Below are 20,674 nucleotides of genomic sequence, written 5' to 3' on the forward strand. Positions count from 1 at the left end.
ATCACTGCGGTGATCCGCAAATCCAGATCACCGCGATGGGCAGAGCCACCGCCGCGAACGCACCGCATTCCTCACTCTCCTGCAAGGCCCGGCCGGTCCCCACCGCATGGGCGGTGATCCCCAGCGCGATGCCCTGCGCCGCCGGATGATGGATGCCGAAGCGACGCAGCAGCTCAGGGCCGCACATGGCACCGATCACGCCAGTGATCAGAACGAATACGGCGGCAAGTGCGGCCACGCCTCCAATCTGTTCGGCCACCAGCATGGCGATGGGCGAGGTCACGGACTTGGGCGCAAGCGTCATCAACATGACGTGATCAGCGCCGAATGCCCAAGCCAGGCCCACGCCCAGCGCCGTCGCGACAGTACCTGCCGCCGCCAACGTGATCAGGATCGGCCAGAACAGTTGGCGGATACGCTGCAAGTTGAGATACAGCGGCACGGCCAGCGCTACCGTGGTCGGCCCCAGCAGCACCGTGAGCACAAAGGCGCTGTCGCGATACTCTTCATAGCTGAGCCCCGCCAGCAGCAGTAATCCGATCACCACGATCATCGAAACCAGCACGGGTTGCAGGAACATCGACCGGGTGCGTTCGTAAGCGGCCTGTGCCATCTGGTAGACACCTAGCGTGATGCCCACGCCGAATAGAGGGTGATGCACGACGGCGTGCAGCGCCTCTTGCCCATGCCAAACCATCAGCTTTCGCTCCGTTGCGACTGACGTTCAATCAGCCGCTGCATCAGCCAGCCCGCGAACACCAGCGAGATCAGCAACGACAGACCCAGGGCTCCTGCCAAGGCCCAGAAGTCAGCGGCGATCTGTCGGGTGTAGACCATGACCCCTACGGCGGGCGGCACCAGCAGTAGAGGCAGGTAACGCAACAGAGCGGTGGCCGCTTCGCTGATCGGCTGCCCCACTTCGCCACGAATCCGGAGGAAAGCGAACATCAGCAGCATGCCGATGATCGGACCGGGCAGCATGGGCAAGATCAGGACATTGAGTGCGGTGCCGATCAACTGAAACAGCACCAACCAAGTCAGGCCACGGAGCAGCATGCTAGCGGGGCGAAGAAGCTGAGGACGCAGGAATCACCTTCTCGGCCACGGTGCTGAGGTTATCCAGCAGGTCTGCGGAGTCCTTCTCGATCCGCTTGCGCAGAAAGAGGTGGTTGGCCAGACGTCCGATCAGGTGGGAAAAGCGATACTCCAGCGTGCGCGTGAATCGGGTCATCGTTCCCATCGGTTTGCACTCGTAGGTCACGAACATCATCAGGCCGTATCTGCCACGCGCCCGCGCCTGCCAGCGATGCCCCGGCACGTATTCGATGACATCCCACAGCAGATGGCCCGCGCGGCCGCCGGTGTATGCAAACTCGGCACCGGCAGGCAGCGAGCCGGAAGGGCCTTTGATCGCCACCGGGTAGTGGTGCCATTCGTGCCAGCGAGTCGGGGTACTGAGATAGCCCAGCACCTGCTCCGGCGACCGGCGGATGTCGATGTGGTGCTGCATCGAGGTCATCTTCTTGCGATCTTCGATGTGGCCTTCGTTTTCCCAGTAGAGCGTCCCGTAAATCCAGTCCCAGAGCGGGAACACCACGTTGAAGTTGAACGTCTGCATCAAGTCACGGGCATGGTGCAGCTCGTGCAGCCGGCGCATGTGGCGCACCCACGGCAGCTTCGAGATGGGATGCTGTTCCGGCAGGTGTTCGCAGGCATGGAGAATTTCGTAGGCGAGATATCCGAGCAGCATCGATCCGCTGAAAAGGGCCGCAACATTGGTATTCCAATGACTCAGCACCCAGTAGCTCGCCAGGTTGGCCGCCGCAAACACGACGATCAGCCATGCCGGGAAAAAGATGACCCGCCAATCCTGGGCGCGCTCGTAGCTCATCTGTCCGTAAGCGAAGAAGCTGTGGTGGTCGCCGGTATGGCGCTGGTAGAACATCTTGCTGAAGCGGTGTTTGAAGTGGCCCAGGTGCTGGTGAACCATGTATTCGCCCCAGTTCTGGAGGATCAGCGCCAGCGGCACCGCCAGCCACTCCCAGGGCTGCACGTTCTCGGCACGGCTCCAGAGAAATCCGATGCAGAGCGCGCCGAACAGAAGAACAAAGCCGCCATGCAGCCAGGCGCTGTAGCGGGGATTGATCTGCGCGCGATACCGCGCGCGAAAGCTGGTCGTATCGAATTGCATGTGCTTGCCCATCCTGTCGAGGAGTTGACAGGACGATAGGGGGCGTCACATTATTTGTCTAATGGATATTAAAAATGACCTTTATTCATGATAACGAATTTACGACAGATCGACCTGAATCTGCTGCTGGTATTCGATGCGCTGATGCAGGAGCAGAACCTGACGCGAGCCGCTACGCGCTTGCACTTGAGCCAGTCAACGGTCAGCAATGCCCTGGCCCGCTTGCGCGAGCAGTTGGGCGAGCCGTTGTTCCAGCGCACATCACGCGGAATGGTGCCTACCCCGCAGGCGCAGACCCTCTATGGGCCGGTGCGTCAGGCATTGCATCTGCTGCGTATCGGGCTGGGTCCGCAGGAAGAGGTCGATGTCGAAAGCGACCTGATGTTTCGGGTGTCGATGAACGACTACGCGCAGGCCGTGTTTCTGCCGGAGGTGCTGTCTAAACTGCATGCGATGGCGCCTCGACTGGTGCTCTCCGTCCAGTCGGACGATGCAGACACCCTCGTAAAACGTCTGGAGACCGGCGAGCTGGATCTGGCCATCGACTACCTGCACTTCAACAACGACGATCTGCGGTACCAGCCGCTGAGCGAAGAAGAACTCGCCGTCATCGCCTGTTCAAATCATCCCAAGATCAAGGGACGATTGACGATGTCGCAGTTTCAGGATTGCCATCACGTCTCGGTTCATCCACGCGCCGGACGTGGGTCGCCACTGGAGATCGTGCTGGGCTCTGCGAAGGTGCAACGGAAGGTGCAGTTGCTTGTGCCGCACTATCTGGCCATTCCAGCGGTGGTCTCTCGCTCCCACCTGCTCGGAACCGTGCCGCGACGACTCGCCGAGCACTTTGCCAAGCAGTATTCCCTACAGATTCTTCCCCTGCCGCTGGTCATGGCGCCGGTCCAGGTGAACCTGATCTGGCACAAGCAGCAGGACGTAGCCGTCGGGTTGAAGTGGTTGCGGGAGCAGCTTGTCTCGACGATGAAGCGCCGATAAGCGCTCTGCCCCCGTTGAAAGATGCACCGTGCCGGCGGCACGCCCCCAAACCGGTCCATCTAAATACCTGGGCCGCGCGAGCGGCCAAGCTCCCACGTTGCTCGCCCAGCTTGCACGGTCGCTGACAGCGATTGGCCAAGGCGTTGTTCGATGACGGGCTTCCATGGCACCAGGCTGAACCCCTTGCCGTCATCGAGCATGGCGTAGCGCCCGCTGGCCAGCATGACACTGCGCCGGTAGACGCCGCTGACGCGCTGGCCGTCGCCCACCGGGCGGTGCTCCAGGCCGGTTTCGGCGGCAATGCTTTGCGCCGCTGACGCCAGCTCCCGGTTGCGCAGTGTGCGTAGCAGGTTGCGCGCGAGGATCACGCGCTGGCCGCGCCGCTCGGCCAGGCCCTGTTCTTCGAGGAAATCGGCACGCTGCTGGAGGGCTTTGCGCACCTCGCTGCCAAAGCCCAGCTCGCCCAGGCCCTCGCCGCCGCCGATCAACTGCTGGTCCAGCCAGGTGGCGCCGATCACGCGAGCCTGCCGCTCGATGGACAGGTGCGATTTCAGCTCCACGGCCACGCCGCCGCCCAGGCGCTGGGTGTCGTGCCGCCGGCCCTGCTCGGGCAGGTCGGCCGGGACTTGCCAGACGCCTTCGCCCAGGCGCTCCACGATGCCGGCGCGGCGCAGGGCTTCCAGCCGGCGGACATGGGCGGCGACCACCTCGGCGGGGTCGCGGCCGCTCATGGTCTGTCCTTGGGCCTGCGCCTTGGCCACGGCCAGGTGTTGGTCGGTGCGGTACAGGCCATCGACGGCCAGCGCGGCGATGGTCTTGTCCGCCGCGCGCACGCCGGCCGCGCCTTTGACTTCCACCACCGCGCCCCTGGGGTACTGCTCCAGCTCTGTGCGGGGTGGCAGCGCGACGTAGTGGGCCTTGCCGTCGGTGCCATCGACGATCAGGTAGCCCTTGTCGTACAGCTCGTCGGCCAGGCCCTTGGTGGCGACGCGGCCGAGGATCGGGCGGGCGTGCTTGCCCGGCTCGAACACCGCCAGTTCGCGCTGCGCGCCGCCCATTGCGCGCTGCATGGTGCGGATGATGTCGCCGCGCTCGCCCATCGCCCGCAGGGTGTCTTCGACGTTGGGGTGAATGGCCCAGACGCCGGGCTCCTTTTCGCGCACCAGCCCCATGCTCTGCAAGTGTTGCAGGCGGCCGATCAGCAGCAGGCGCTGGCTTCGCAGACGGGGCAGCACGTTCAGCCGGTCGATGGTGATGCGGCCGTTCACCGCTTCGCGCTGTAGGGTGCGGTCCAGCCCCGTCCAGCGCTCCTGCTCCACCTCGCGGGCCATGCTTTGCTGGATCTCCAGTTCGGTGCGCGGGCCGAGCCATTCGGTGGCCAGTTCGGCGGCGCGGTGGCGCATTCCTTCGGCGATGTAGTCGCGGGCGATGATGAGGTCTTTTCCGGTGTCGTCTTTACCGCGCAGCACGATATGGGTGTGCGGGTTGTCGGTGTTCCAGTGATCGACGGCGACCCAATCGAGCTGCGTGCCCAGGTCGCCTTCCATGCGCTGCATCAGGTGGCGGGTGTAGGTGCGCAGGTCGTCGAGCTGTTCGGCGTCTTCCGGCGAGGCGATGAAGCGGAACTGGTGCCGGTCTTCGCGGCCGCGTTCCTCGAAGGCGGCCAGGTCGGCGTCGTCGGTCATTGGCCCGTAGGCGCGGCCCCGCCCGCCCTGGCGGTCCACGCCTTCGCGCTCGATGTAGCGCAGGTGGGCGGTGGTCGAACGCGGCCCGGCCTTGGCGAGATTCACCAGCCGGGTCTTGATGGTGACGCGCCGTGCATTGGCGCCCAGCGACTGCCCGGCGAAGCGCGCGGCGACGTGCCCGCGCCCCAGCCGGGCACCGGGACGGTGGCCTGCCTTGCCGACCTTGGCACCGGCCTTGCTGGCCTGCTTGAGCACGCGGTTGACGAACGACTGCGTGCGGTCCTTGGGCGCGCCGGGACGGATGCGGAAGCGGTCGGCGTCGTCGCCGCTGCGCCGGCTCATGGGGTGGCTCCGGCGCAGTCCAGCGCGCCAGAGGGCGCGATGCACGCGGTTTCGCCAGTGCCTGCGTGGCCTTGGCGCTGTTCGCGGCACGATGCCGTTCCCCGGCGCGTGCCGCGCTCCCCCCACGTGCAGACTGGCTTTTCGCGCAACGCAGTGCCGCGACCTTTTATCTTGCCCTGCATCTGCCCCGCGCCTGACGGCACGGGGGTGCGATGCCCAGGCGGCGCTGCGCAAAGCGCCGCCTGGCCGCCTGCGAGCGCCAGCCCTGCCTGTGGCATGGCGCGCTCGGGGCAAGCTGTCTGCACGGGGGAATGCCGGGCCAAGCGCGGTGCGAAGGCACACGCGCGGCACCGGCATGAACGCGAACACGGCGGAATGATGTGCGCTGTCATGGCTGCGGCTCCAGGCGCAGCGGCTGCGCTACGCCGAGCACGGCGGCAGCGCTGACTGGGCCGAAGTAGCGGCTGTCGAACGACGCCGGGTTGGTGACGCTGAGCAGGAACAGTTCGCCCTGGGCAAGTGGACGGCACTGCGGCCAGGATGGCAGCGGCCGGCCCCAGCGGTCGGTGCGCAGCACGGCGACCACCGGCACGCCGTCGATGCGCACCACGCCATCGACGATGCAGACGTGTTGCGGCGCCACCGCGCCGACACGCTTGAGCAGCGGGATGTGCGACGGCAGGTAGCCGCGCTGCGCGGCCAGCGTGGCGGCGTCTGCCGGCAAGGTGGTGAGCACGATGCTGTCTACCGACAAGGCACCGGGCAGCGCGTGCGCCGGTGTGATGCGATACCAGCCGACCGGCACGCTGTCGGATGGGTTGTAGACGATGCGCACCGCCGGCTGTACGAAGGCGGCCCAGGCCAGCGCCGCGAGGCCGCCGGCCGCGAGTGCAGCTAGTGCAAGGCGAACGCGACGGCGTGAGCGAGGCACAGCGGCGGGCGTTGTGGTGGCGGGTGTCGTCATTGCAGCGCCCTCCCGGCCAGCCAGGCCGCATGGCGCTCGGCGCTGTAGTCCGGCAGCGGCAGGTGCGCGGCCAGGCGGTTGCCCAGCGTGCGCCAGTAGGCCGGCGACACCTCGGCAGGCTCGATGCCCAGCGCCTCGATGGCGTCGATCCGGGCGAGCACGGCTCGCGTTTTCTGTTCGCCTTCGGCGTGCAGCAGGATGCGCGCGCCGGGGCGAACGCCGGGGATGCTCTGCATGGCATCCAGCGGCGTGCAGGCTTGCAGCACCATGAGCTGCCAGCGCACGGTGCCGTAGTCGTTCGATTGCCAGCGGATGCGGCAGAAGATCGCCGTGGGCAGGAACACCGCGCAGCGCCGCCAGCGGTCGAGCTGGACGGTGCGCGCCGGGTGGCCGAAGCGCAGGTAGAGGTTGATGCGCTGCTCGACATACGCGAGCGATACGCGCGTGAGCGGCGTGCTGCTGGCGAGTGCGGCGAGCGGTTGCGGTGACGGCGGCGTTGCCATCTGTGCGGTGCTGTTCATGGTGTGTGCTCCGGGAACTCGCGCTCCAGCAGCGCGCGCAGCAGCTCGGCCACGGTCACGCCCTGGGTGAAGGCCGACACCTTGATGCGGGCGCGCATGGCGGGCGTCACGTCGAGGGTCAGGCGTGCGGTGTAGAGGTCGCCTTTCTGGAGGTCGGCGCTGTCGCCCTGGCGAATCCAGGCTTCGGCCTGCGGATTCGCCGGCGGGCGCGTGCCGATGGCGATGCGTTTGCCGCGTTCCCTGCTCATGACGGCCACCGCAATAGCTCGTCCACCAGCGCGGTGATTTCGCGCGCGGCCATGCTGTCGGGGGCTGTCTCGCACGCGAGCCGGCCGGCGGCCACGCTGTCGGCGAAGACGATGCGCTGGCGCACTTCGGAGCGCAGTGCCGGCAGCGGCTGTTCGGCGAGCGCGTTGCGCGCTTCGCGGCCGATGATCGTGGTGCTGATGCGCCGGTTGATGACGAAAGCCGCGCGCAGCGCTGGCCGGAATACCTGCGCCTCGCGGATCAGCGCGACCATCTCGGCGCTGGCCCACAGGTCGTAGGGGCTGGGCTGCACCGGGATCAGCACACAGTCGGCCGCCAGCAGCGCGGAGCGCGCGAGTGCGGCAATGCGTGGCGGGCCGTCGATGACGATGTGATCGCAGCGCCGGGCCAGTTCCGGCGCTTCCTGGTGCAGCGTTTCGCGGGCCAGGCCCACGGCGCTGAAAAGCCGTGGCAGGCCCTGCTGGCTTCTGCGCTGCGTCCAGTCGAGCGACGAACCCTGCGGGTCGGCATCGAGCAGGATCACCTGTTGACCGCGCAGCGCGAGTTCGCCGGCGATGTGGGTGGCGAGTGTGGTCTTGCCGACGCCGCCTTTCTGGTTGAGCAAGGCGACGATCATGGCGCAGCCCTCCGAGGTGGAAAGCGGCTCGCTGAACGCCTTGGAAAACGCTTTTGCTGTTGGCCTGCGGCGCTTATCCACCGCGCCAAGGTCTTTCTACTAAAAGTTAGGTATTTATTGTTAGATACGTTAGAGAGCGTCAAAACCCGCGCTGTTACTGGGTTTGCGGCTGTTTCGCACGCCTGATAGCACGATAGGGTCACGCCTGATAGCACGAGCCTCGGCACGCCCGATAGCACGAGGGCGTTCACAGCTTGTCCCGCAGTTATCAACGTGCCGTGGACGGCACGGGGCGGAAGGCCAGAATCTCCGGCTCGCCGGGCCAGCGTTCGATGGACAGTACGTAGCCGGGCAGCGACTGCCGTGCGACCAGCGCGCGCAGGTCGCAGGCGAAGTCGTAGGGCTTGGCGAGACTGCCCGACTTGCGGTGCAGGTAGCGGAAGTCGAACTGCCAGCCTTCGCGCTGCTTGCCGCCATGCTTGCGCACCAGGCGGTAAAGCCAGCGCTCGATGCCGCCGGTGAGCTTGAAGTACGCGGGGTCGATGGTGAGCACCAGGGCCTCGTCCAGCACGCCGGCATAGAACCAGTCCGGCAGGATGAGTTCGAGGCCGAGCGGGACGCCCTTGGCGTCCGCGCGCTCTTTCCATTCGTTGATCCATGAGAAGCGGTGCAGACGCCGCCCTGTCGTTTCGCGGATCGAGGTGGCCACCGTGGTGGATTGCAAGCGATCCAGCGCGGCCTTGAGGCGCTGGTAGTCGCGCAGCGACGTGCCGCGGCCGATGAAGCGCAGAATCTCGTAGGGCGTCGCCTGCATCCTGCGCGACGGCTGGATGCCCGCGTCGCGCGCTTCGACGATCTGGCTGGCGGCCCAGATGAGGATGTCCGCATCCCAGATGGTGGCGATGCCGTGCTCCTGCGTGCCTTCCACGCGCACGGTGACGCCGGACGAGCGGAAGTCGATCGGCGCAGTGCGCCGCGACTTCGCCAGCGAGAAAAACGGATAGGCCATCAGGTCCTGGGCGTCGCGCGGCGCCATGTCGCCGGGCAGCGCGCGGAACAGGTCGAGCTGTTCGCGCTGCTTCTGCTCCAGGCTGAACACGGCCAGGACCACCCGCGCGCCGGTCGTCAGCGGCCATCGCGGTAATCACCCGCATGGCGTTCGGCGTATTCGGGGTCGGACGTGGCCTCGAAGCTGCGGGCGTCGGCCCAGGCGTCGAGGTCGGCCACTGCGTACATGACGCGGCGGCCGAACTTGCGAAAGCGCGGGCCGCCGCCGATGACACGCTGCTTCTCCAGCGTGCGCGGCGACAGGCGCAGGTAGTCGGCGGCTTCGTCGTTGGTCAGGTAGCGCGCGGGCTGCTGCGCGGTGGCGGGTGCGGCCTGCGGCCGCAAGGGAGCCGGTCTCATTGCGTGAACCTCCATCGGTCGGGGTCGCCGGCCACGACAGCGCGACCGGATGGAGGCAGTCTCAGGAAAGCAAGGCGTCCTGCTCAGGGACGTTTTGCGCGGGCGGCGGAACGTCCCTGTTCAAGTGTCGGAAGCTGTGCCAAATGGCGGTAGCCGCCGCGCATCAGCCATTGCCCACGCCGCACCAGGCGACGCACGCGGGCGCGCAGCGCACCGTCGGCGTGCCAGTCCTGGTGAATGGTCTCGGTGCCGAACAGCACGTCGGCCACCCGCCGCAGGGACGCACCTGCCAGGCTGCCGTCCAGCGCTTGCAGGGTGTGCATCTCCAGCAGCGCGGTGGCCGCTGGGCGCGGATGGACCGCCGCCGACGCGGCCACGGCCAGCTTGTCCAGTTCCCCAGCCAGTGCGTGGCAGCGCGAGTACGGCTGCGCGGTGGCGCGCACGGCGTAGCTGTGGGCCATGCCGTGCGCCAGACCAGAGGCGAGCGCCAGGCGAACGTGGCGGCCCGGCCAGCGCGTGAGCAGCACCAGCCGCCGGCCGTCGTGCAGTAGAGACTTAGTGCCTGGCAGGTGCCAGAAGTCGAAGGCCACGGCACCGGGCGGCGGGTCGTCGTCGGGGTGGAGCTGCACCACACTGTCGTGATCGGGGAACCAGGCCGGGTGCGCGTCGCGCGCGTCCAGGGCCGGGTCTTCCAGCAGGCGCAGGCCCCAGCGTTGCGCCGCCTTGGGATGGCGGCGACGGCGCAGCCAGTCGTGTCGGTAGTCCGGGTGGCGGCGCAGGTACTCCCAGGCCAGGGCCGGACCGTCCAGATGCAGGATGTACAGATAGGCGGCACCGGGGTGCCAATGATCGGCGGGCTCTACCATGACGCGGCCTCCTGTAGGACAGCAGGATTCGTCGCCACGGGCATCAGCGTTAGGCGCTACGGCGTCATCGGCAAATCGTCACGGGCTATTCAATAAACTGGCAGTGGGCAAGACCGATTGGCTCCTGAGCGTTGCATGAATCGTCCGAATGCGACGGCTTGCGCGCACGCTGGATGGTGCGCTGCACAACACACCTTGCCGAAAGCGGTGCCGGCCATCAGGACTGTTTAGGTCTGGTCTACGCCCTGCCAGCGCATAGTGCGGATTGATGCGCTTTCGGTCTGAACCCAGACCGGAATAGACACAATGCGCCGGGGCCGCTCAGTCGATGACCGAGCCGTTGATGCGCGCCAGGCGCGTGTATTCCGACAGTGTGCGCCGGGGGACGAAGTACAGGTCGCGCTCGATGGGCTGCTGCTGCGGCCCGACGATGGACGCCAGCTCGGATAACCGCACGGTGCTGAGGTCGGGCAGGCCGATACCAATGTCGCACAAGCCATAGGCGGTGTCGCCGTCCTCGGGATCGAGGGCAGCGAGCAGCCAGATGGCGTGCGCGTCCGGGGTGAACAGGCGAACCACCGGCAGCGGGTCGAGGTCCTGCCCGGCGGCGCGTGCGCGGCCGTTGGCGAGCAGTTGCGCGCGCTGGGCGTCGGTGACGAGGGGCGGCTTCATGGGCGCTTCCTCCTGCAACTACACAAAGCCGGTGATGCACGGATGCGCTTGCGCGCGAAAGCTCGAATCCGCCGACCCGGCAACGTGCTTTCGTGCGGAAGCACGAAGGCGTGGAAGCGGCATTGTGGAAGCCATCAATGACACGAATACGGTTTCCTGGATTTGGCGCAATCCACACATGCGGATTTCAGTAGAAGCACAAAAGCGCATGTCCGGGGCATCAAATGAACACTATAGATTGTAGCCCTATAGGACGCAATGGGCTGTCATCTTGGGTTTTGGGGAAACCACTGGATGACGGCGAAAAACTCATTTGCGGCAGCGTTGAAGACGGTCAGGAAAGCGCGTGGCTTGAGCCAGGAAGCGTTCTCCGACGTGTCGAGCCGCACCTACATGAGTTCGCTGGAGCGCAGCCTGAAAAGCCCGACTTTGAGCAAGGTGGCCGAGTTGTGCGAGGTCATGGACGTGCATCCCCTCACGCTGCTGACGCTGGCCTATGCCGGCGACAGCACACTCAAGGCCGATGAGCTGCTGGCGCAGGTGCGCCAGGAACTGGATGAGATTGGCCAAGATGGTTCTGAGTAAACGGCGGCCAAGAACGAACGTTCGACGCCACTCCCAAAAGTGACGACCTAGCCTAGATGCGCAAATGAAATGGAAAAGCAGGAACCTCAGAGAACTCGCCCACATCGTTTGCGGTGACACTGATAATTTTCGATATCGCTCCAGCAGTTACATCACTGAGTTCTTTCAGGACTGTGACCTGGACTATACCCACGACGGTTCAACCCGATGGGCATGGGTTGCAAGCAGGCTGGAGGAAGTGCTGTCACTACCACATCCTAGCCCCTCGGTTCCGCCAGACGCCTTCATTCGGATCATCCGTGCCACCCTTGATAAAGGCGACGCGCAAGACGGAGACCCTGATCGGAGCAAGGCACTTGCTGCATTGAACATCGTACTAGCACGCGAAGGTTGGGAAGCGTTCTACGACGAGCACGGCATCGGCCAGCTTCGCCACATTGCCACGAACACCGTTGCGCAGATGGCAAACCCGCATCGTCCGCTGACTCCAGCGGAGGTGGAGCGTCGGGAGCAACTCACTGTCTACTTGGACAAGTGCTCCGAAGATGAACTGATCGAGGAAGTGCTGCTGCCGCTATTCCGTCAGCTTGGCTTTCACCGCATCACAGCAGCAGGTCACAAAGACAAGGCATTGGAGTATGGCAAAGACGTATGGATGAAATACACCCTGCCGACTCTCCATGTCCTCTACTTTGGCATCCAAGCAAAGAAGGGCAAACTTGACTCATCAGGTGTTGATAAAGCTGGTTCAGCCAATGTCGCCGAGATACACAACCAAGTAAACATGATGCTCGGGCACGAAATATTCGACCCGGAATTGAACCGTCGTGTACTGGTTGACCATGCTTTTATTGTCGCCGGCGGCGAGATAACAAAACAGGCAAGAAACTGGATTGGCAACAAACTCGACGCAACGAAACGCTCGCAGATTTTATTCATGGATAGGGATGACATCCTCAACCTGTTCATCGTTACGAACTTGCCACTTCCGAAGGGAGCTTTGCCTACCGAGAAGGTTGTAGATCCATTCGACGACGACATTCCGTTTTGACAGAGCGCCAAATTACTCTGCACTAACAAGGCGATTTGGCTTGCCAAAGATTCGACGCCGATAAAAGCGCCCCGCCGCAAGGGCGGGGCGATGGCGGCGGTCAAGCCGCCTGTGGCTTGCTGCGCGACCAGATCAGGTCGTGCGTGCCGTCCTCGTTCTCGATCAGCCGGGCATAGACCGTCGCCGGGAACGAAGGATCGTCGAGGGTCACGGACAGGTAGTCCCGCCCGGCCTCGCTGGTCTTCTTCCACGCCGCGCCGATGTCGTGGCCGGCCGCCTGGAGGCGGAAGTCGGGGGCGTTCTCGCTGCTGCCCTTGTCGTTGGGAACCAGCTTGACCTTGACGTTGAGCGTCAGGGTGCGAAGCGAGCCGGTGAAGCCGTCTTTCTCTGCGGTGAAGGTGCCGATGTTGGCCATGATGTGTGCTCCTTTCGGTTGAACAAGGTTCGCGCCCATCGCGTCCTTGTTGTGATCCGGCCGGCGGGGGACGGGCTGGCTGCACCGCCTGCGGTCGAAACGCAGTGGAGAACCGGGAGGCGAAAAGAATTTGCTGCGCGAGGAAGCCGCGCAGCGGCGGGGAAATTGTTTTCGCCGGACGGTTGCAGTCCTGAAGCCCGAGGCGCAGCCGCGCCACCGCCAGGATTCACAACAAACCAAGGACGCCTTGGGCCGAACCGCCCCGGAAGGCGCTATGGCCGGCTCGGCATCCCCGCACGATGGCTGCTCCGGCTCGCCCCCTGACGCGGGCCAGGTCAACCACCCGACGACTGGCGGGAACGCCCCAGCCGTACCTTGCTGTGCCGGTCTTGAGGCGTGGTGTGGAAGCTCCATAGCGATGCCGGGCGGGTTGTCCGTGAACCGTCCTTCGTGACGTGATGGGCAAGAACCGCCAGCGTTGAGGACGGCACGCTTCTGCACAACCTGCCTCAGCAAGCCGGGGCGTAGCCCCGCGTGCCGCCCTGGTGGTGGGGCGCCTTCAAGAGTCGGGCGGCGTGCCACGCCGCTGCATCTTGGGCCGTTCCCGCACAAGCGCGCTTGTGCGCCGCCACGCCGCCGCCTGACCCAAGGCGGCGGCGTGGCGGTTTTGCTTTTGGCCGTTGAAACCGGGCGCGGCGGGCACGCCGTGCCCGGTTTTTGCCACCACGGCAAAAGGCCCCGGCGCGGCCTGCGCCGGGGCCATGTTTCGCATGGCTACCTCATGCCGCCAGCGTTTCCGCTTCTACCACTTCCTCCGTTTCGGCGTCGGCCTCTGCGTCAGCTTCCTGCGCTTCTTCCTGCGCACCTGCCTGCACCGCCTCGTCCTCGGCCTTGAACACGGCGGGCATCCAGCCGGTGCCATCGGCCAGCCGTTCGGCCTCGCTGGCAATGTCGGCCTTCTTGAGCTTCGCCAGCCGGGTGACGTGCAACGGTGCGAACTGCTGCACGGCATCCAGAATCGCGGCCTTGGGGATGTGGTTGAAGTAGCCTTCGGCGCTCGGCTGCCACCATGCGGCCATGTCCAGCCCGACCGCTCGCGCCAGTTCCGCGCCGGGCTGGTGCGACGTGGCGCGGGGCGTTACCACGTCCACGCTGGCGGCCACGCACACGGCCAGCAATCGCACCAGCTCGCCTTGCTCCATCGCCAGCAGCGCGGCGAACAGTTCGGCGCTGTCCTGCGGCAGCCGTTCGCCCCATGCCTGTTGCAGTTCGCGCAGGGCGACGGCGGCGGACGACTCCGGCCAGTCGGGGGCCATGCCTTCCAGCCGGTCTTGCACTTTCAGGCTCACGCCCAGCGGCAGGTCGTGGCCGTAGTGGCTGTCCTGCAAGACGGTTTGCACCATGCCATGCACCAGCGCGGCCAGCGCCATCTGCGGATGCCGGGCGACTTCGATTTGCAGCGCGGCGGTACGGTGCGCGCTCAGGCGCTGCGCCAGCCGGTCGGACAGGTTGGCGGCCTTGGGTGGCTCGGCATCCTCGCCTTCGTCGTCGTGTTCGCCTTCCGCGCCGGTGAAGCCTTGGCGCAGCTTTTCCAGCGTGCGCAGCGCCTTGGCCTCGGCCTCGCGCAGCAGGCCGCGATGAATCACGGCCGCGCCGTCGCGGTCGATGGTGACGATGGCACCGGCTACCGCGAGCACGTCCGGGGCGTAGCGCAGCAAACCGGCCTGCACGGTGTCCAGTTCGTCCGCCAACCGTTCGCGCTGTTCGTGCAGGGCTTCGGCCTTGTCCTCGGCCTCGGCCTCGTAGGCGTCTTCCAGCGCGGCGTCGGCCTTGTCGATGCGCGCTTGCAGCGAGGCGATGCGCTTGGCCTCGCGGGCGTTCGGCTCGCGCCGCTGGCGCGGGGCGTTCTGGAATGCCTGCCGGTCGGCGTGGCTCAGGTGCGGCACGGCCTCCACCCATGCCCAACCCTCGGCGCGCACGTCCCCGGCCTGCGCGTCCAGCTTGTCGCGCACCAGCCGTTCCAGCAGCGCGGCGTCGTTCAGGTAGATGCCGCTGTCGTCCTCGGCAAACAGATCGCGGCGGGTGCTGCCGCCCGCCGCCGTGTAGGCGTCCAGCCCGACGAAGCGGGCCAGCGGGTGCTGTGCGTCGATTTCGCGTTCGGTCAAGTGCTCGCGCAGCGCGGACGGGCTGCGCTGCCACTGCGGCGCGCCGTAGAACGCGGCTTCCTGCGCGGCGTGGTCGTCGGTGATGGCAAGGGCCATCAACTGTTCCAGCGTGACGGCACCGGCGCGGTAGTCGGTCATCAGGCGCGGCGAGACGTTGGCGAGTTTCAGGCGGCGCTGCACCACCAGCGGGGTGACGCTGAAATCGGCGGCAATGTCCTCAATGGGGCGGCCTTCGGCGACCAGCGCTGCGAACGCCTCGAACTGGTCGGCGGGATGCATGGCCTCGCGCTGCACGTTCTCGGTGAGGCTCGCGGTGCGGGCGCTGCCGTCCGCCACCAGCAGGCACGGCACGTTCCAGTCCTTGGCGATGCGCTTCTTCTTCGCCAGCAGCTTCAAGGCGGCCAGCCTGCGACCTCCGGCGACGACTTCGTAATGCTCGCCATCGGCGGCGAGGATGACGACAAGGTTTTGCAGCAAGCCGACGCGCGCGACGCTGGCGGCCAGTTCGGGGATGGACATGCGCGGGGTCTTGCGCACGTTGCGCTTGGACTGGCGCGGCAGCAACTGCGACAGCGGGACAAGAATCAGATTCTTGGCCGGGTCGGCCACTTCCAGCGCGCTGGCGGTGTGGATGGCGAGGGTTTCGGTTTGGGTAATCGCGTTCATGGTGTTACTCCTGACATAAGGGTTTGCTGTTGAAACCGCACACCGGATTCCTAGATTCGGAGCCCGCCTTTCGGCTTTCCGGTGGGGTCGGCGCGGAGACCTGGGCCGGCCTCGTTGCCACCGTCTTTCCTGAGTTCATCGCCCGCGACGAAAGGGAGTCCGTGGCCGGGGGCAGTCAAGGAAGCGAGCGCCGGGTTGGTGCGGCCCGCAGCGCAGCGAGGACACGGCCCGGCGCGCCTTGACGGCACACGGGCGCGGGCTACAGTCGCGGATGAGGTGATGAGCGAGGGAAGACGGCGCTTGTGGCAACGGCCGCAGATGGCGCCGCCCCTACGCAAGCGAAGCGCGCAGCGCCGCAGGCGCGAAGGCCGATCAGGTGCAACCTGTTCGGCGGCTGTCAGGGGCGCCAAGCAACGCGCGGCGGGGATCGGCTGCAAGCCGTTCCCCTGGAGTGCAAGCGCAGCGCGCAGGCCCGCAGGGCCGAAGGATTCGACACCAGGCGCAGCAGAAAAAAAGGTGCGCCGCCCAGCAGCGCGACGCACCGGATGTTGGCCGTGCGATCAGCTCGCCGCCGGCGACACCATCGCCTGCAACTGTTCGATCACGCCGGGTTCGACGAATACGCACGGCTGCTCAGCCGTGATCGGCACGTTGAACAGCTCGGTGAACACCTTGCGCTTCAGGTGCGCCAGCCGGCCCGTCCGGTAAGCCTGCTCCGGCTTCACGCAACCGCCGCCCGCCGGCGAACCGCTGCGCTCGGGATCGCATTCGACCAGGGCGACAAAGCCGTCATCGGACAGCTTCTGGTGTTCGGCGCACAGGTCCCAGCCTGTCGTCGTGTAGCGCTCCATGCTCGCGCGCAAGCGCTTGTCGAGCAGGATGCTGCCGGTGTCGTAAGCGGTGCCGCAGACCAGGCAGACGCGGCGTTCCATGGAAACATGCGATTTGTCGTTCATGATGACGATCTCCGGTTACTCGGGCGGAATTGCCCGGAACCGTCGCCAGCACGGCGCAGCGCAAGCAGTCAGGGGTCGCAGACGGCCGCCAGGACGCCAGCGCGCAAGGCGCGCGCCGCCCTTGACGGCGAGAACGCCGTGATACGGTGAAGGGAACAGCAAGACCGCCTTCCCACCTCCAACGAAGGCACGGACAGGCAAGCGCAGCGCGCAGGCCCGCAAGGGCCGGAGGGTTCGTCACAAGGCGCAGCAAAAAGGGGCCGAAGCCCCTCGATCACAGCAGACCCTGTTCGGCGAAGGACACCGTGCCCTCGCTGCCGACGACGATGTGATCCAGCGTGCGAATCTCCACGATGGCCAGCGCCTCCCTGAGCCGCTGGGTCAGTACCTTGTCGGCATGGCTCGGCTCGGGGTTACCGCTGGGGTGGTTGTGCGAGAAGACCGCCGCCGCCGCATTGACCCGCAGCGCCGCCTTAACAACTTCGCGCGGGTACACCGACGCACTGTCGATGGTGCCGCGAAACAGCTCGATGTACTCGATCAGCCGATGCTTGGTGTCGAGGAACAGCGCCGCGAAGACTTCATGCTCGAAGCCGGCCAGCTTGGTGCGCAGGTAGTCCTTGACCAGCTCCGGCGACGTGAACAGCGCACCGCGCGGGATCTTCTGGTCGATGACCTGGCGGGCCGCCTCCAGAATCTGGTCAGCGGTGGCCTGCATGTAGCGCCCCTGGTCGTCACGCACCAGCAGCGAGGAATCGAAAGCGATAGAGAGTTGCGACATGATCGTGCTCCGGTTGCTCGGGCGGAATTGCCCGGAACCGGCGCCAGCACGGCGCAGCGCAAGCTGTCACAGGGTCGAAGACGGCCACGTCCGCCAGCGTGCAAAGCACGCGCAGCCCTTGACGGCGAGAACGCCGTGATACGGTGAAGGGAACAGCAAGACCGCCCACCCCCGCCCACTGCACACACCCGGCTTTCGGCAAGCGGAGCGCGCAGGCCCTCAAGGGCCGAAGGCGTCAGGGATCAAAGCCGGATGGCCGCGATTCGGCACGAAGCGCGGGGCGCAGCCCGCGAGCCCGACGGCGGTACGCCGGGACGCACGGATTCATCCCCTGAATATCCTTGTGGAGTGAACCCCATGCGGCATTTATAGTTGTCTGTCGGCCGACTGTCGTGTTGCTGTCGTGTTGTCCTTGTCCCTGGCTCCCCATACTTCGTCACGTCTGCTGAAAACGATGGAGCCACCCATGAACGCTACAGAACATGCCCAACAACCCCGCCTGCTGACGCCCGCTGAACTGGCCGCTTTCATCAAGCTGTTCCGCGAAATGCGCCAGTGGTCGCAGGAGCAGTTGTCCGCGATTTCCGGCCTCAACGTGCGAACGATCCAGCGAGTCGAACAAGGTTTGTCCGCGAGCCTCGATACCCGCCGTGCTCTTGCCCGAGCCTTCGATTTCGAAGACATAGACGCGCTCAACAAGCCGTTCGCCATTCCGTCCGAGGAAGAAGCCAAGGCGGCAAAGGAAAAGTTCGACCGGGAGCACGTCACCCTGACAGCAATTCCGCTGACCACGGGCAAGCAGTTGGCCAAGCTGGCGGAAACCTGCTCGATGGACTTGTCGGAACCGGCTTTCGAGCTGACCCGCGAGGCAGACGAAACATTCGCCATGCTGGTGGACTACCTCCGGGACTACCGGGATTGCGCCGATGCCTACAGCGAAACGCAGAAGTTCGATGTGTACGACGAAATGCAGTCCCACATCGACGCACTCAAAGCGCTTGGGGTCTCGCTGCGCTACGCCACGCGCAAGGTGCAGGTGACGTGGGGCTCAGATGCAGCGGGCACCAAGCCGATGCCCGTCACGGTGCTGTACGTAGTCGGCTTCCCGCTCGGCGAAGAACCTGAGCAATTCGCAACGCCGAAGTCCGGCGGTATCCGTCTGTAAGAACGCTCACGCTCAAGGACGAGTCGTGCCGCGAAGCTCCAGTATGAGCCGCGTGCGCTCAAGCTCTTGTTGCAGCAACTCGGCATTCGGCAGCACGGTTCGGTAGTTGGCCGCCATGACCTTGGTGGGCAACCCCTCCAGGGCGTACCGCGCCAGCGCGTGGCCCTTGTCGGCGCAGAGGATCAGGCCCACGGGCGGATTCTCGTCGGGGTACGCCCAGTGCTCCTTGGCATAGTTGCAGTACATGTGCATCTGGCCCACGTCCGCGTGGGTCAGGCTGCCCAGCTTCAAGTCGATGATGACCAGGCAGCGCAGCTTGCGATGGAAGAACAGCAGGTCCACCCGATACCAGGTCTGGTCGATGCGCAGCCGGCGCTGCCGCCCCACGAAGGTGAACCCTTCGCCCAGCTCCAGCAGAAAATCCTCCAGCCGCCGGATCAAGGCTTGTTCAAGATCGGATTCCGAATACTCGTCCTTGAGGTCCAGAAACTCCAGCACATAGGGGTCTTTGATCGCGTCGTCGGGCGTGACCGCATCCGCTGGCTTGGGCACCGCGCCCTTGGCCAGCATCGCCGCCTTGTCCTTGGACAGCGCGGTGCGCTCGTAGAACTGGCTGCCGATCTGCCGGTCGAGCTGGCGCACGCTCCACCCGCCGCGCAGGGCCTCGGCTTCGTAGAAGCGGCGGGCGTGATCGTCCTTGACCGACAGCAGCCGGACGTAGGCCGACCACGGCAGCGTGAACACCTGCGCCAGTTCGGAGAGGGCTAATTTCCGAGACACTGCCTCGGATTTCGCCGCAGCCAGCTCGTTGCCAGATTTCCGAGACAGTGTCTCGGAAATTGCAGACCAGGGGTACGCGAGGAAGAACCGGCGCATGTTCTCCAGATTGTCCGCGCTGAACCCACGCCCGAAGCGCGTGGTCAGGTCGGCGGACAGCCGGGCAATCAACCGCTCGCCGTAGCCCGCGCGCCGCTTGCCCTGTTGCTCGGCCTCCACGATGCGGCGGCCGATTTCCCAGTAGCTGGCCGTCATCAGCGCATTGACACTGCGGGCCGCCGCCTGGCGTGCAGCGTCGAGCAATTCGACGATACCGCCGTGGATGCCGGCATAGCCGGCCGGCAAGGCGGCGGGGCTTTTCCCCGCCGCCGGAAGCGTCTTCTTGCTCATGCCGCTGCCTCCTCGGCACGTCGCGCCCCGGTGATGGTCTTGCGCCGGTTCGCCACCAGTTCGGCCGCCTGGCGCACCGGGTCATCCTCGGTGTGGACGTAGCGCATGAACATCGCCACGGTCTTGTGCGCGGTGAGCGCCATGCCGACCTTGACCGGGATACCGGAGTTGGCGATGTCGGTGGCCGAGCGGTGGCGAATGCCATGCGTCCCCACATGCGTCGCACCCGCCGCCTTGAGGACGCGGCTCCAGCCGTTGTAATACTCGCCCGTGGTCAGGTGCTGCCCTGGATGGCTCGGTGACGGCAGGACGTGGGAGCAGCCTTCCTGTCGCGGTGCTGTCGAAAGCAGCCGGTGGGCTTCCTCGCTCAAGGGCTTCGACATGCCGCCGGTCTTACTGTCAGGCCAGACCACCCGCCGGTTCTCCAGATCGACCCAATCCCATTGCAGGCCGACGATTTCGGAGCGGCGGCCGGCGAACTCGAACTGCAAGCGGATCGCCAGGGGAATGACGTAGTTCTCCAGTCCCTCCGCCTCCAGCTTGTCGAGTTGGCGGAAGATTCGCCCCATGTCCTCGTCGCTGATGAGGTGAGTGGCTTTGCCGTTGGGATACATCGGGACATGGCGGCATGGGTTCGTGCCGTCGGAACGGTAGCCCCACACTTCGGCCAGGTTGAACATCCGGCGCATGACGCCGAACGTGCGGTTCGCGTCGGCTGGCTTGTGGGCCATCTTCTTCATCATCCCGGCGATGTCCGGGCGCTTCACGTCACGGACTTTCAGTCGGCCGATCATCGGGATGATGTTGCGGTCGATGACGCTCTGGTAGCCTTTCTGCGTGCTGGGCTTGTTGCGCTGTTTGGAGTAGTCCTCCATGAACTTCACGCACAGCTCCTTGACCGTCGGCGCCTTGCGCGCTTCGGCCTTGTCCGCTGCCGGATCGCCGCCCCGGCGTACCTGAGCCAGCCATTCCTGCGCCAGCGAGCGAGCCTGCTCGACGGTCAGTTCGCCGTACTGGCCCAGCGCGGGCTTGCGGCGCTCACCGGCGTTCGTCCGATACTGGAGCATGAAGACCTTGCGACCGGCTGGTGTAATCTTGCACAGGAAGCCGGGAACGAGGGTGTCGCGCAGCTCAATGGGCTGCGCCTGGGGTTGTGCCGCATCGACTGCGGACTTGGTGAGTTTGATCTTGGCCAT

23 protein-coding genes are annotated in these 20,674 nt (G+C 65.7%); 4 read left to right on the plus strand and 19 right to left on the minus strand.

Going from position 1 to position 20,674, the window contains the following annotated elements; translation table 11 throughout:
* Position 1 precedes the first annotated feature (1 nt).
* From HXW87_RS20905 to HXW87_RS20915, 3 genes are read right to left on the minus strand one after another with little or no spacing between them, the layout of a single operon-like run.
* Positions 2-697: an LrgB family protein gene (locus HXW87_RS20905; RefSeq protein WP_239777667.1), complete on the minus strand. Its 696-nt coding sequence runs from the start codon at positions 695-697 to the stop codon at positions 2-4.
* A complete protein-coding gene (locus HXW87_RS20910; RefSeq protein WP_031643441.1) occupies positions 697-1,056 on the minus strand; it encodes a CidA/LrgA family protein in 360 nt (119 codons plus the stop codon). Before HXW87_RS20910 ends, HXW87_RS20905 begins: the two co-directional genes overlap by 1 nt.
* Before the next feature lies 1 nt (position 1,057).
* Positions 1,058-2,191, minus strand: a complete 1,134-nt coding sequence (locus HXW87_RS20915; RefSeq protein ID WP_239777668.1) for an SRPBCC family protein — start codon at positions 2,189-2,191, stop codon at positions 1,058-1,060.
* A gap of 87 nt (positions 2,192-2,278) precedes the next feature.
* Between HXW87_RS20915 and HXW87_RS20920 the strand changes: the two genes are divergently transcribed.
* A complete protein-coding gene (locus tag HXW87_RS20920; protein ID WP_031643443.1) occupies positions 2,279-3,187 on the plus strand; it encodes a LysR family transcriptional regulator in 909 nt (302 codons plus the stop codon).
* Positions 3,188-3,246: 59 nt separating this feature from the next.
* Here the strand turns inward: HXW87_RS20920 and HXW87_RS20925 are convergent, their stop codons facing one another.
* The 9 genes from HXW87_RS20925 to HXW87_RS20965 form a co-directional block, all read right to left on the minus strand.
* Positions 3,247-5,214 carry a relaxase/mobilization nuclease and DUF3363 domain-containing protein gene (locus tag HXW87_RS20925; protein ID WP_031643444.1) on the minus strand — a complete coding sequence of 656 codons (1,968 nt, stop codon included), beginning with the start codon at positions 5,212-5,214 and terminating at the stop codon, positions 3,247-3,249.
* Between the two features lie 388 nt (positions 5,215-5,602).
* Positions 5,603-6,178, minus strand: a complete 576-nt coding sequence (locus HXW87_RS20930) for a S26 family signal peptidase (protein ID WP_031643446.1) — start codon at positions 6,176-6,178, stop codon at positions 5,603-5,605.
* Positions 6,175-6,699, minus strand: a complete 525-nt coding sequence (locus HXW87_RS20935; protein ID WP_031643447.1) for a DUF2840 domain-containing protein — start codon at positions 6,697-6,699, stop codon at positions 6,175-6,177. The genes HXW87_RS20930 and HXW87_RS20935 overlap by 4 nt, the downstream gene beginning before the upstream one ends.
* Positions 6,696-6,947: a hypothetical protein gene (locus tag HXW87_RS20940; protein WP_031643449.1), complete on the minus strand. Its 252-nt coding sequence runs from the start codon at positions 6,945-6,947 to the stop codon at positions 6,696-6,698. Before HXW87_RS20940 ends, HXW87_RS20935 begins: the two co-directional genes overlap by 4 nt.
* The gene (gene parA / locus HXW87_RS20945; protein WP_031643451.1) at positions 6,944-7,582 is read right to left on the minus strand and encodes a ParA family partition ATPase; all 639 of its coding nucleotides are present in this window, start codon (positions 7,580-7,582) and stop codon (positions 6,944-6,946) included. The genes HXW87_RS20940 and parA overlap by 4 nt, the downstream gene beginning before the upstream one ends.
* A gap of 268 nt (positions 7,583-7,850) precedes the next feature.
* Entirely contained in the window at positions 7,851-8,687 is an 837-nt protein-coding gene (locus tag HXW87_RS20950) for a replication initiator protein A (RefSeq protein ID WP_031643452.1), read from the minus strand.
* A 20-nt stretch (positions 8,688-8,707) separates the two neighbouring features.
* Positions 8,708-8,989: a helix-turn-helix domain-containing protein gene (locus HXW87_RS20955; protein WP_031643453.1), complete on the minus strand. Its 282-nt coding sequence runs from the start codon at positions 8,987-8,989 to the stop codon at positions 8,708-8,710.
* Positions 8,990-9,072: 83 nt separating this feature from the next.
* A complete protein-coding gene (locus tag HXW87_RS20960) occupies positions 9,073-9,855 on the minus strand; it encodes a DUF2285 domain-containing protein (RefSeq protein WP_031643454.1) in 783 nt (260 codons plus the stop codon).
* Between the two features lie 321 nt (positions 9,856-10,176).
* Positions 10,177-10,527: a DUF2958 domain-containing protein gene (locus tag HXW87_RS20965; RefSeq protein ID WP_031643455.1), complete on the minus strand. Its 351-nt coding sequence runs from the start codon at positions 10,525-10,527 to the stop codon at positions 10,177-10,179.
* Between the two features lie 294 nt (positions 10,528-10,821).
* On the opposite strand from HXW87_RS20965, the gene HXW87_RS20970 reads away from it, so the two are divergent.
* Together HXW87_RS20970 and HXW87_RS20975 are read left to right on the plus strand one after the other, a co-directional pair.
* The gene (locus tag HXW87_RS20970; protein WP_049949998.1) at positions 10,822-11,112 is read left to right on the plus strand and encodes a helix-turn-helix transcriptional regulator; all 291 of its coding nucleotides are present in this window, start codon (positions 10,822-10,824) and stop codon (positions 11,110-11,112) included.
* Between the two features lie 64 nt (positions 11,113-11,176).
* The gene (locus tag HXW87_RS20975) at positions 11,177-12,163 is read left to right on the plus strand and encodes a hypothetical protein (RefSeq protein WP_031643457.1); all 987 of its coding nucleotides are present in this window, start codon (positions 11,177-11,179) and stop codon (positions 12,161-12,163) included.
* A 100-nt stretch (positions 12,164-12,263) separates the two neighbouring features.
* On the opposite strand, the gene HXW87_RS20980 is transcribed toward HXW87_RS20975, so the two are convergent.
* From HXW87_RS20980 to radC, 5 genes are all read right to left on the minus strand, one after another.
* Entirely contained in the window at positions 12,264-12,578 is a 315-nt protein-coding gene (locus tag HXW87_RS20980; protein WP_031643458.1) for a DUF736 domain-containing protein, read from the minus strand.
* A gap of 559 nt (positions 12,579-13,137) precedes the next feature.
* Positions 13,138-13,350: a hypothetical protein gene (locus HXW87_RS20985; protein ID WP_031643459.1), complete on the minus strand. Its 213-nt coding sequence runs from the start codon at positions 13,348-13,350 to the stop codon at positions 13,138-13,140.
* Between the two features lie 7 nt (positions 13,351-13,357).
* The gene (locus tag HXW87_RS20990; protein ID WP_031643461.1) at positions 13,358-15,409 is read right to left on the minus strand and encodes a ParB/RepB/Spo0J family partition protein; all 2,052 of its coding nucleotides are present in this window, start codon (positions 15,407-15,409) and stop codon (positions 13,358-13,360) included.
* A gap of 560 nt (positions 15,410-15,969) precedes the next feature.
* A complete protein-coding gene (locus HXW87_RS20995; RefSeq protein WP_031643463.1) occupies positions 15,970-16,365 on the minus strand; it encodes a hypothetical protein in 396 nt (131 codons plus the stop codon).
* Between the two features lie 274 nt (positions 16,366-16,639).
* Positions 16,640-17,146: a DNA repair protein RadC gene (gene radC, locus HXW87_RS21000; protein WP_031643464.1), complete on the minus strand. Its 507-nt coding sequence runs from the start codon at positions 17,144-17,146 to the stop codon at positions 16,640-16,642.
* A 466-nt stretch (positions 17,147-17,612) separates the two neighbouring features.
* Here radC and HXW87_RS21005 point away from each other — a divergent pair, with 466 nt between their 5' ends.
* Entirely contained in the window at positions 17,613-18,311 is a 699-nt protein-coding gene (locus HXW87_RS21005; RefSeq protein WP_031643465.1) for a helix-turn-helix transcriptional regulator, read from the plus strand.
* A gap of 12 nt (positions 18,312-18,323) precedes the next feature.
* On the opposite strand, the gene HXW87_RS21010 is transcribed toward HXW87_RS21005, so the two are convergent.
* Both HXW87_RS21010 and HXW87_RS21015 read right to left on the minus strand, forming a co-directional pair.
* Entirely contained in the window at positions 18,324-19,478 is a 1,155-nt protein-coding gene (locus tag HXW87_RS21010) for a PDDEXK nuclease domain-containing protein (protein WP_031643467.1), read from the minus strand.
* Complete coding sequence (locus HXW87_RS21015; RefSeq protein ID WP_031643469.1) at positions 19,475-20,674, minus strand: site-specific integrase; 1,200 nt, start codon at positions 20,672-20,674, stop codon at positions 19,475-19,477. The genes HXW87_RS21010 and HXW87_RS21015 overlap by 4 nt, the downstream gene beginning before the upstream one ends.

The sequence above is a fragment of the Pseudomonas sp. Y5-11 genome (assembly GCF_022368695.1).
Taxonomy (GTDB): domain Bacteria; phylum Pseudomonadota; class Gammaproteobacteria; order Pseudomonadales; family Pseudomonadaceae; genus Aquipseudomonas; species Aquipseudomonas parakoreensis.

Coding starts and splice junctions, on each gene's coding strand:
- HXW87_RS20905 (WP_239777667.1), bottom strand. CDS start 697: ATGGTTTGGCATGGGCAAGAGGCGCTGCACGCCGTCGTGCATCACCCT.
- HXW87_RS20910 (WP_031643441.1), bottom strand. CDS start 1,056: ATGCTGCTCCGTGGCCTGACTTGGTTGGTGCTGTTTCAGTTGATCGGC.
- HXW87_RS20915 (WP_239777668.1), bottom strand. CDS start 2,191: ATGCAATTCGATACGACCAGCTTTCGCGCGCGGTATCGCGCGCAGATC.
- HXW87_RS20920 (WP_031643443.1), top strand. CDS start 2,279: ATGATAACGAATTTACGACAGATCGACCTGAATCTGCTGCTGGTATTC.
- HXW87_RS20925 (WP_031643444.1), bottom strand. CDS start 5,214: ATGAGCCGGCGCAGCGGCGACGACGCCGACCGCTTCCGCATCCGTCCC.
- HXW87_RS20930 (WP_031643446.1), bottom strand. CDS start 6,178: ATGACGACACCCGCCACCACAACGCCCGCCGCTGTGCCTCGCTCACGC.
- HXW87_RS20935 (WP_031643447.1), bottom strand. CDS start 6,699: ATGAACAGCACCGCACAGATGGCAACGCCGCCGTCACCGCAACCGCTC.
- HXW87_RS20940 (WP_031643449.1), bottom strand. CDS start 6,947: ATGAGCAGGGAACGCGGCAAACGCATCGCCATCGGCACGCGCCCGCCG.
- parA (WP_031643451.1), bottom strand. CDS start 7,582: ATGATCGTCGCCTTGCTCAACCAGAAAGGCGGCGTCGGCAAGACCACA.
- HXW87_RS20955 (WP_031643453.1), bottom strand. CDS start 8,989: ATGAGACCGGCTCCCTTGCGGCCGCAGGCCGCACCCGCCACCGCGCAG.
- HXW87_RS20960 (WP_031643454.1), bottom strand. CDS start 9,855: ATGGTAGAGCCCGCCGATCATTGGCACCCCGGTGCCGCCTATCTGTAC.
- HXW87_RS20965 (WP_031643455.1), bottom strand. CDS start 10,527: ATGAAGCCGCCCCTCGTCACCGACGCCCAGCGCGCGCAACTGCTCGCC.
- HXW87_RS20970 (WP_049949998.1), top strand. CDS start 10,822: ATGACGGCGAAAAACTCATTTGCGGCAGCGTTGAAGACGGTCAGGAAA.
- HXW87_RS20975 (WP_031643457.1), top strand. CDS start 11,177: ATGAAATGGAAAAGCAGGAACCTCAGAGAACTCGCCCACATCGTTTGC.
- HXW87_RS20980 (WP_031643458.1), bottom strand. CDS start 12,578: ATGGCCAACATCGGCACCTTCACCGCAGAGAAAGACGGCTTCACCGGC.
- HXW87_RS20985 (WP_031643459.1), bottom strand. CDS start 13,350: ATGCGAAACATGGCCCCGGCGCAGGCCGCGCCGGGGCCTTTTGCCGTG.
- HXW87_RS20990 (WP_031643461.1), bottom strand. CDS start 15,409: ATGAACGCGATTACCCAAACCGAAACCCTCGCCATCCACACCGCCAGC.
- HXW87_RS20995 (WP_031643463.1), bottom strand. CDS start 16,365: ATGAACGACAAATCGCATGTTTCCATGGAACGCCGCGTCTGCCTGGTC.
- radC (WP_031643464.1), bottom strand. CDS start 17,146: ATGTCGCAACTCTCTATCGCTTTCGATTCCTCGCTGCTGGTGCGTGAC.
- HXW87_RS21005 (WP_031643465.1), top strand. CDS start 17,613: ATGAACGCTACAGAACATGCCCAACAACCCCGCCTGCTGACGCCCGCT.
- HXW87_RS21010 (WP_031643467.1), bottom strand. CDS start 19,478: ATGAGCAAGAAGACGCTTCCGGCGGCGGGGAAAAGCCCCGCCGCCTTG.
- HXW87_RS21015 (WP_031643469.1), bottom strand. CDS start 20,674: ATGGCCAAGATCAAACTCACCAAGTCCGCAGTCGATGCGGCACAACCC.